This is a genomic window from Nocardia alni, assembly GCF_019038435.1.
Taxonomy (GTDB): Bacteria; Actinomycetota; Actinomycetes; order Mycobacteriales; family Mycobacteriaceae; genus Nocardia; species Nocardia alni.
Genome location: NZ_JAGPOX010000255.1, coordinates 1 through 6867 on the forward strand (window position 1 = coordinate 1; position 6867 = coordinate 6867).

At 68.4% G+C, this 6867-nt stretch carries 7 protein-coding genes; 4 read left to right on the forward strand and 3 right to left on the reverse strand.

What is annotated here, in order from left to right; translation table 11 throughout:
- Both JZ791_RS43150 and JZ791_RS43155 read left to right on the forward strand, forming a co-directional pair.
- A partial coding sequence (locus tag JZ791_RS43150) for a hypothetical protein (protein WP_438804641.1) occupies positions 1 to 335 on the forward strand: 335 nt, incomplete at its 5' end.
- 139 nt (positions 336 to 474) lie between these two features.
- Complete coding sequence (locus tag JZ791_RS43155; protein ID WP_308163489.1) at positions 475 to 2274, forward strand: P-loop NTPase family protein; 1800 nt, start codon at positions 475 to 477, stop codon at positions 2272 to 2274.
- A gap of 9 nt (positions 2275 to 2283) precedes the next feature.
- Here the strand turns inward: JZ791_RS43155 and JZ791_RS43160 are convergent, their stop codons facing one another.
- The gene (locus JZ791_RS43160; RefSeq protein WP_254207348.1) at positions 2284 to 4392 is read right to left on the reverse strand and encodes a glycoside hydrolase family 15 protein; all 2109 of its coding nucleotides are present in this window, start codon (positions 4390 to 4392) and stop codon (positions 2284 to 2286) included.
- Between the two features lie 138 nt (positions 4393 to 4530).
- Positions 4531 to 4866, reverse strand: coding sequence for a hypothetical protein (locus JZ791_RS43165; protein ID WP_216903618.1), 336 nt, complete (start codon positions 4864 to 4866; stop codon positions 4531 to 4533).
- A 143-nt stretch (positions 4867 to 5009) separates the two neighbouring features.
- Here JZ791_RS43165 and JZ791_RS43170 point away from each other — a divergent pair, with 143 nt between their 5' ends.
- Positions 5010 to 5270 carry a hypothetical protein gene (locus tag JZ791_RS43170; protein ID WP_216903610.1) on the forward strand — a complete coding sequence of 87 codons (261 nt, stop codon included), beginning with the start codon at positions 5010 to 5012 and terminating at the stop codon, positions 5268 to 5270.
- Positions 5271 to 5306: 36 nt separating this feature from the next.
- Here the strand turns inward: JZ791_RS43170 and JZ791_RS43175 are convergent, their stop codons facing one another.
- Positions 5307 to 6395 carry a M48 family metallopeptidase gene (locus JZ791_RS43175; protein ID WP_308163490.1) on the reverse strand — a complete coding sequence of 363 codons (1089 nt, stop codon included), beginning with the start codon at positions 6393 to 6395 and terminating at the stop codon, positions 5307 to 5309.
- Between JZ791_RS43175 and JZ791_RS46955 the strand changes: the two genes are divergently transcribed.
- Positions 6336 to 6548: an Ms4533A family Cys-rich leader peptide gene (locus tag JZ791_RS46955; protein WP_368858355.1), complete on the forward strand. Its 213-nt coding sequence runs from the start codon at positions 6336 to 6338 to the stop codon at positions 6546 to 6548. The genes JZ791_RS43175 and JZ791_RS46955 overlap by 60 nt on opposite strands.
- Positions 6549 to 6867: the final 319 nt, after the last annotated feature.

A 6867-nucleotide genomic window follows, 5' to 3' on the forward strand; every position in this document is an offset into this window, starting at 1 on the left:
CGCCGCGTGAGATGCCCGCGCCCCGCCACGAGCCGTCCATGCCCAGTCACGAGGGCCAGCCGAACGCCATGATCAACCCCGGTCCCGGAGCAGGCGGCTCCATGCCCGACGCGCACACCGCACCGCACATGCCGATGCAGCCGCCGGTCACCATCATGCCGCAGATGCCGATGAGACCCGCTGCACACCTTATGGATTCGAACGAGACATCCCCATGGGCAGGTCACGACGGGCTGCATGCCGGCCTGTTCTCGGCCGGGCTGACGCCGGCGACCACCCCGGCCTTCGCGCACATCCCGGACCACTCGGTCCTCGACCTGCACACCGCACTGTGACGGATCGGAATGATGGACGACGGAATCATGGACACAGCACCTCCGGTCACGGTGGAGCCGACTACCGGCAGGGCTTCGCTGTGAACGCGCACATCGACGCGGCGGCGGCCGTCGTGACGAACCACAGTGGGGTGCGGCGGTGACGACCTTGGAATCCGCGGCCAAACACCCCGACGCCATGAGGCCGCTCCTCGGGCAACTGGACGAGCTGCTCGGACTCACCCGAGCCGCCGCCCGCGCCGATCTGACCGCGCGCCTGAACATGTCCCGAGCCCGGGTCGCTGATCCCCGAGTGCGCCTGGTGGTCGTCGGCCAGCCCAAGAACGGGATGAGCACCCTGGTCAACGGCCTGGTCGGGACCATGGTCAGCGCGACCGGCAGCCCGGTGAGCGTGCCGGTGATCGCCGAGTACGGACCGCAGTCCACCGCCACCCTGGTCCGCGCGCTGCCCGGTGGACGCACCGAACGGCTGCCGGTGGATCCGCTGAATCCGGGCGCCGCCTTCTCCGCCGACGGGGTGATCCGCGCCGAGTTCACCGATCCGAGCCCACTGCTGGCCGAGGGTTTCGTGGTGATGGACGCGCCCGGCGCCCCCGCCGATACGCCGGCTACCTGGTCGCTGATCGCCGCCGCCGACGCGGTGCTGTATGTGACCGACGCCGGGAACGAGTACACCCCCGAACAGATCGTGCTGCTCGCGCGCATCCAGCAGGTCTGCCCGACGGTGATCTGCGTGTTGAACAAGATCGATCGGTATGCGACCTGGTCGCGGGTGCAGCAGCGCAACCGCGAGCTGCTCGACGAGGCCGGACTCGGATTCGCCGTCGCCCCGATCTCGGCCGAGCGGCATCTGCAGGCGGCGGGGGATCAGCGCCGGGACGTCGAATCCGGTGTGCCGCAACTGGTCGACCATCTGCGCGAATATGTGCTGCGGCGCGCGGACGGGCTGGCCCGGGATGCCGCGGTGCGCGACATCCGCACCATCACCGATCATCTGGCCCTGACGCTGCGCAGCGAGGCCGAGACGGTGCGTGACCCGCGCCGGCTGTCCGAGATCACCGAGCGCCTGCGCGCCGCCCGGGCCGAGGCCGACGATCTGCGCCAGCGCACCGCCAATTGGCAGGTCACCCTGGCCGACGGCTGCTCGGATCTGATGGCCGATATCGAGCACGATCTGCGCCAGCGCCTGCGCGGCCTGACCCGTGACGCCGAGGCCGAGATCCTGCGGCGCGATCCGGCCCGGCGCTGGGCGAAATTCGGCGCCGATCTGGACGCGCGCATCGGCGAGGCGGTGGAGGAGAACTTCGTCATCGCGCACTACCGCTCGGTGGAGCTGGCCGAGGAGGTGGCGGCCAAATTCCCCGAGGGCGAGCACGAGACCGGGCTACCGGATCTGCGCCTGGAGAATCCGGCCGAGGCGCTCGAGCCGGTCACCTCCCTGGAACCCCTGACGACCGCGAAAATCGGTGTGGTCCAACCGATCCTGAATGTGATGCGCGGCTCCTACGGCGGCCTGCTGATGGTCGGCGTGCTGCTGGCGGCCGTGATGCACATCCCGCCGGTGAACTGGTATTCGGGTGCGGCCGCGGTCCTGCTGGGCCTCAACGCCCTGTGGGAGGACCGCAGGCTGCGGCGCGAACGCCGCCAGGCCGAGGCCAAGATGGCCGTCGCCCGCCTGATGGACGACGTCGTCTTCCAGGTGAGCCGGGAATCGCGCAACCGCCTGCGCGGCGTCCAGCGCACCCTGCGCGACTACTTCACCGAGATCGCCAACCAGACGTTGCGGTCGGTCGACGAATCCCTGCGCGCCGCCGAGGAGGCCGCGGCCGAGCAGTCCGGCCCGATCCGCGACCGCCGCCTCTCGGAGATCGAGTCGAATCTGGTGCGCCTGCGGGAGATCCGCGAACGCGCCGACGCCTTGGGCGCCGGGCGCGGTTAGCCGCAGTGGTCAGTTCGTTCGGTGGGCGGGGTGGAATTCGCCGGAGGTGATCTTCTGTTCCGCGCGGATGACGTGGGTGAGGGCGTTGATCAGGGCCAGGTGGGTGAAGGCCTGGGGGAAGTTGCCCAGGTGGCGGCCGGTGCGCGGGTCGATCTCCTCGGCGTAGAGCTCCAGCGGGCTCGCGTAGCCCAGGAGGCGTTCGCACAGGTGCCGGGCTCGTTGCAGTTCGCCGATCTCCACCAGGGCCGATACCAGCCAGAACGAGCAGATGGTGAAGGTGCCCTCGACGCCGGACAGGCCGTCGTCGGTGGTGTCGGTGCGGTAGCGCAGGACCAGGCCCTGGTCGGTGAGGTTGTCGGCGATGGCCAGGACGGTCTTGACGACCCGGGGGTCGTCGGGCGGCAGGAAGCGCAGCAGCGGCACCAGAAGCAGGGAGGCGTCCAGGGTGTCGCTGCCGTAGGACTGGGTGAACACACCGTCGGCGTTGACGCCGTTGTCGAGGATGTCGGCGTGGATCTCGTCGGCCAGGTCTGACCATTTCTTGGCGAAATCGGTTTCGCCGTGCAGTTCGGCCAGGCGGGCGCCGCGGTCCAGGGCCACCCAGCACATCACCTTGGAGGAGGTGAAATGCTGTGGCTCGCCGCGTACCTCCCAGATGCCGCGATCGGGGTCGCGCCAGTGCGTTATCGCGGCCTGCACCTGCTTTTCCAGCACGGGCCACAACGTCTCCGGGACCTGCTGACGTGACTTCACATGCAGATACACCGAATCCAGAATGGTGCCCCAGATATCGTGCTGCTCTTGGTTGTACGCGCCATTGCCGATGCGCACCGGGCGCGCGCCGTCGTAGCCGCGCAGATGACCCAGCTCGTATTCGGTGATCGTGCGCTCGCCGCCGATGCCGTACAGCACCTGCAACGGCAGGATTTCCCCGTTGCCGGTGGTCGCCGCGTCGTGCAGGAAGTTGAAGAAGTCGTCGGCCTCGCGGTTCATGCCGAGCGTGTACAGGCCCCACAGGGCGAAGGTGGAGTCGCGCACCCAGGCGTAGCGGTAGTCCCAGTTCCGTTCCCCGCCAGGGGTTTCCGGGAGCGAGGTGGTGGCGGCGGCGAGCAGCGCGCCGGTCGGGGCGAAGGTCAGGCCCTTGAGCGTGAGGGCGCTGCGCTGCAGGTAGCCGCGCCACGGGTGATCCGGGAATTTGCCGAGGGTGATCCACTGCCGCCAGCACTCCGAGGTGGCCCACATCTTCTCCGCCGCCTCGGCGAAGGTGCGCGGCGCGGGCAGTTCCGACCACGACAGGGCGATGTATACCGAATCGCCCTCCTGCATCCGGGTGTGGGCGCGGGCCTCGCGACCCTCCAGGCCCAGGCGCAGGTCGGTGGTGAGAGTGATACTCGTGCAGGCGGCTTCGCCCTCGCAGGTTGCGGTGGCCTGCTCGTATACCTCACCCGTGTACTCCCACAGGGCGGGTGCGCGGTGGTAGTCGAAGGCCGGTTCGCAGCTGACCTCCAGCTCCACGACGCCGTTCACGCATTTCACCGTGCGCAGCAGCATGTGCTCGGCGTCCCAGTCGCGCGGGGTGCGGCGATGGGTGCGGCTGCGCTTATCGTTGTTGTGCCACGGCCCGAGCACCAGCGCGTCGCGCACGATCAGCCAGCCGGTGTCGGTTTGCCAGGTGGTCTCCACGATCATTCCGCCCGGGAGGTAGCGTCGCGCGGCCGGGACGTTCACTCCGTACGGGCCGACCCGGAAATGTCCGGCGCTGCGGTCCAGCATCGCGCCGAACACGCTGGGGGAGTCCGGGCGCGGCAGACACATCCACTCCACCGACCCGTTGCGGGCGATCAGGCAGCTGCTCTCACAGTCGGACAGGAACGCGTAGTCGTCGATGGGCGGAAACGCCGATTTGTGTGTGAATCCGGTGGCGCTCGGCAGGTATCCGGCCGTGAGCTGGTCATCCGGGACGTCGCCGAGGGCGTCGCGCCGTACAGGGGACTCGTCCGGGCTGGGGTGGTCGACGGCGGAGGAGACATCATCGTCGTGGGCGACAGCATGGGGTGTCGTATCCTCGGCGAGGAGGGCGTCGGGGGCGTCGCTCAGCGGTTCGTCATAGGACGGCATAGTCACCATCATGTGCCCGCGTCGGCGAGCACGCCAGCACTGGGCGGCGGGGCAGGCGAACTCAGCGCGTGAGCAACCAGGCCACGACGACCAGGACGAGCAGGGCGATCAGGGCCAATTGCACCCGGGAGCGAGGCATCACACCGTTTCTTTCTGTCGCGAGCGCGCGGCGCCGGAAAACGGGGTCGGTGAGTCGGTGAACGGTTCGGGCCCGATGAACTCGGGCCCGTCCGGCTCGTCCTCGGCGCTGTCCGGCCCCGGCCCGGTCTCGCGCGGCCGGGACTTGGGCCTGCTCGCCTGTGACCGGTCGCGGCCGAGCACGCGCAGCACGCTGCGCAGACCGCGATCCAGCAGGTAGGCGATGGCGAAGCTGACCGGGACCATCCCGATCAGCACGATCGCGAACTGCGGTAGAAACGGCAGGCCCGCGACCCATAATTCGAACCCGTCCCACCATCCAGCAATGCGATGCACAGGCCCAGCCTAGTAGGTCCAGATGGACATACCAGCCCCCCGGTGAAGTTCACCGCTGAACTCAACCGCCGCGCCGGCCTGCCGTCCCGGTGTCGAGACGAACGCACTGCACGGTGTCGGTTGCCCGGGGTACGCTCCGATCCATGCCAACCGATGAGGATTTTGCTGAGATCACGCAGCTGCTGGAGGCCGACGAGACAGACGAGTCCCCCCGTCTGATCGTCACCCACATCACCTCCCCCGAGGAAGCCCTCGAGATGGTCCGGGCCGCTCAGGTGCTCGGTTTGGGCGTACGCCTGAGCAACCGGCTGCGGATCGAGGAAGACGAGGACGGCGAGGCGACCGCCGCGGACGAGTGGGTTCTGGATCTGCTCGAGAGCCCGCCGGAGGTCGAGGAGGAGTAAGCCTCCCGTCGTCCTCCGGCCCGATTGTGGCCGGGATCACAGACCGAGTTTCTTCCCGATCTTCGAGACCGTCTGACCGACTTCCTGCCCCACGGTGCTGACCGCGGACCCGACGTCGCGGCCGAGGTTGCGCACCGTGCGGATCAGGGGGTCCTCCGAGGCGTCGAAGTTCTCTCGGTACGCGCGGGTGGCGTCACGGATCTCCTCGCTGATCCGGATGTTCTTGTCCTGATCGCGCAGCGGATAGCTGCCGGACAGGATGCGGTCGTAGTCGCCGGAGGTGATCCAGCGCCGCAGCTCGGCCGCCCGCAGCACCGAGAACGGGTGCGTCTGCAACTCCAGATTCAACAGTTTGAGCACACCGTCGCGCAGATCGCCGGTGCGGTCGTAGTCGTCGGCCTGCTCGAGGAACGCCGCATGGCTCATCTCCGAGACCATCGCCCCGCCGGCCAGCTTCATATGCACCCGCACGGAGGCCTCCACATCCTGCCCGCACAGCAGTCCGGCCCGATCGCCCGACAGCTCGGACTTGCGGCTCCACTCCATCAGCGCCGCCACGATCGCGCGCACCGCCCAGCCGCCCACCGGCATCCAGCCGAAGCTGGCCGCGAAGTTCAGCAGATGCATCAGCATCGTGCGGTACACCGCATGCCCGGACAGCGCGTGGCCGAGTTCGTGCCCGACCACGAACCGCAGCTCCTCGACATCCATCAGCTCGATCAGCCCGGTGGTCAGCACGACGAACGGGGTGTCCATGCCGATGGTGAACGCGTTGGCGTCCGGATCCTGCAGCACGAACATCTCCGGTGTGACCGACGCGTCGAGGATGCGCACGGCGTCCGCGCGCAGCTCGTGCAGGGTCTTGAACTGCCGTTCGTCCACGCGCACCGCCGTCGCCAGATACATCAGCCGGTGCTGACGTTCGCGCAGTAGCCCCGACAGGGTGCGCAGCACGGTGTCGAATCCGGCGAACGTGCGCAATGCCACCAGTGCGGTGCGATCGGCCGGATGTTCCCAGGCCCGGGTGCTGATCCCGGGGAATTCGCGGCGTCTGCGGTCCGGAGCATGAGGCCGGTCCGCCGGCTGCCCGCCACCTCCCACGGAATCGCTCGGCGATGGTGTCACCTGTCCCCTCGAATCCTCGGTAGGTCGCGGTGGTTCATCCCGCTCTGCTACAGTCTGCCCGTGTCGTCGAGTGTTGTCCCGCAGGTCCGCCATGAATTGGCGTTGATCGCAGTCGGTTGCCTCGTCATCGCAGACGTCTACTGTCGTCGATAACATAACGGGCACGTCTGCGCGGCATACCCACCTAACCAGTAGACTGGCGCGCGCTCTACTTCTCTCGCCGATATGCCCGGACCCCGGCGGCTCTCGCCGCAGATGCGCCACTGCCGTCATCGTTGTTCACGGCAGATCTCCTCCGATAACCGTTGTTCACCCCGTCCTCACCTGTTAAACCGGTGTCGGCGGGGCAGTAGGAAAGGGTCTACCCCTATGTCTCGCAGCCTTCGGCTACTCTCGCGTCGTCGCTCCGTTGCCGCCGCGCTCACCGCACTGGCGGCTGTGACCCTCACGGCATGCGGGGGCAGGGCCAGCG